Source organism: Hoeflea sp. (assembly GCF_984452065.1).
In genome coordinates this window covers 1-2,276 of sequence record NZ_CFHWAF010000146.1, presented here as the reverse complement: position 1 = coordinate 2,276, position 2,276 = coordinate 1, and the positions used below count along the sequence as shown (strand labels likewise).

2 protein-coding genes are annotated in these 2,276 nt (G+C 59.7%); both read right to left on the bottom strand.

The window, feature by feature from the left end; translation table 11 throughout:
* The coding region (locus tag AC5E6N_RS20450; protein ID WP_491749545.1) for a cbb3-type cytochrome c oxidase subunit I at positions 1-1,448 on the bottom strand (1,448 nt) is incomplete at its 3' end.
* A 12-nt stretch (positions 1,449-1,460) separates the two neighbouring features.
* A partial coding sequence (gene cyoA, locus AC5E6N_RS20445; RefSeq protein WP_491749544.1) for a ubiquinol oxidase subunit II occupies positions 1,461-2,276 on the bottom strand: 816 nt, incomplete at its 5' end.

Sequence of the window (2,276 nt, the reverse complement as noted above, 5' to 3'; positions counted from 1 at the left end):
TCCATGCGCCGGACCATGCCCATGAAGCCGAGTACGTAAAGCGGCATGAAGGCCAGGTAGAAGCCGACGATCCAGAACCAGAAGGCCCGGATACCCCAGGTCTCGTCGAGCTTGAAGCCGAAAGCCTTTGGGAACCAGTAGTTCATGCCCGCGAGATAGCCGAACAGCGCGCCGGGTATCAGCATGTTGTGGAAATGGGCGACAAGGAATGTCGAGTTGTGCATCAGGTAGTCGGCGGGCGGCAGGGCAAGAAGCACACCGCTGACGCCGCCGATGACAAAGGTCACGATAAAGCCGATTGTCCAGTACATGGACGGATGGAACACGATCCGCCCCCGATACATGGTGAACAGCCAGTCGAACACCTTCACACCGGTCGGCACGGCTATCACCATGGTCGCGATCCCGAAAAACGCATTCACATTGGCGCTGGAGCCCATGGTGAAGAAGTGGTGCAGCCAGACCGTGAAGGACAGGATACCGATGCAGCCGGTGGCGTAGACCAGCGAATCGTAACCGAAAAGGCGTTTGCCGGAGAAGGTCGCGACGACTTCGGAATAGACGCCGAACGCCGGCAGGATGAGAATGTAGACCTCGGGGTGTCCCCATATCCACAGCAGATTGGCGAAATTCATCATGTTGCCGCCATCGCCATTGGTGAAGAAGTGGAATTCGAGATAGCGGTCGAGGCCAAGCTGGATCGCGACGACGGTCAGCGCCGGAAACGCGAAGGCCATCAGCACGCTGACCACAAGCGTGGTCCAGGAGAACATCGGCATGCGCATCAGCGTCATGCCGGGCGCCCGTTTCTTCAGGATGGTGACAACGAAATTAATGCCGGTGAGCGTGCTTCCGACCCCGCTGACGATCAGCGCCCAGAGCCAGTAGTCAACGCCGACGCCGGGGCTGTATTCAATGCCGGAAAACGGCGGATAGCCGGTCCATCCGGCTTCCGAGAACTTGCCCACAACGAGCGAGACGAGAACCAGACCCGCGCCCGCCGCCGTCAGCCAGAAGCTGACGGAGTTCATGAACGGGAAGGCGACGTCGCGCGCTCCGATCTGCTGCGGGGCGACGATATTGAAGAGGCCCGTCAGGAACGGCATGGCCATGAAAAACACCATGATCGTGCCGTGCGAGCTGAAGATCTGTTCGAAGTGATCGGGCGGCAGGTAGCCTTCCGAGTTGAGGGCGAAGGCCTGCTGCGCCCGCATCATGATGGCGTCAATGAAGCCGCGCAGCAGCATGACGAGCGCCAGGACGATATACATGATGCCGATCTTCTTGTGATCGACGCTGGTCATCCATTCCGTCCAGAAATAGCGCCATGCCTTGAAATAGGTCAGCAGGCCGATGACGATCAGCCCGCCGAGGACGGTCACGCCGGCACCGGCCATCGCCACCCAGCTGTAGAACGGAAAGGCATCGATCGTCAGTCGTCCAAGCATCCTGTCCTCACTCTAGTGATCGGTCATCTGCGATTTATGCGCCGGCCGCGACGCGTATTTCGCCAGGATGGTGTCAAAAAGATTGGGGGTGTACCGCGCGTAATATTCAACGCCGTGCGCGATGCTCGGTTCGGCGAGAACCGTGTAGGCCGCCGCATCGAGCGATTTCCCGCCGGAACGCACCTTTTGAACCCAGGCATCGAAATCCGAATTGGTCATCGCATGGGCCTGGAAGTGCTGGTCCGCGAAACCGTTGCCGCTGTACATCGTGTTGCGGCCGGTGAATTGCCCGGGCTCGTCAGCGATCAGATGGAGCCGTGTCGTCATGCCGGCCATCGCGTAGATCTGTCCGCCGAGGGCCGGGATCATGAAGGAATTCATGACGGTATCGGAGGTGATCTTCAGTGCCAGCGGGCGTTCGTTCGGAAACGCCAGTTCGTTGACCGTGGCGATGCCGTATTCCGGGTAGAGAAACAGCCATTTCCAGTCCTGCGCGATGGCATGGACCTCGATGGCCTGCTCGGAGGAGGCGAGTTCCTTGTAGGGGTCGAGCTTATGCGTGGTTGTCCATAACAGGTAGCCGAGTGTCGCCACGATCAGCGCCGGGACCAGCCAGATGAGGGCGTCGATCTTGCCGGAATAGGACCAGTCCGGAGTGTATTTGCCCTTGCCGCCGGACGCCCGGTAGCGCCAGACGAAAAGAAAGGCGAGTACGAATACCGGGATCACGACGATCATCATCACATAGATCGCGGTGAATATGAGATCGCGCTCGGCGAGGGCAATCGGCCCCTTTGGATGGAGGATCGGGGCGGTGTCGAGGCCGCA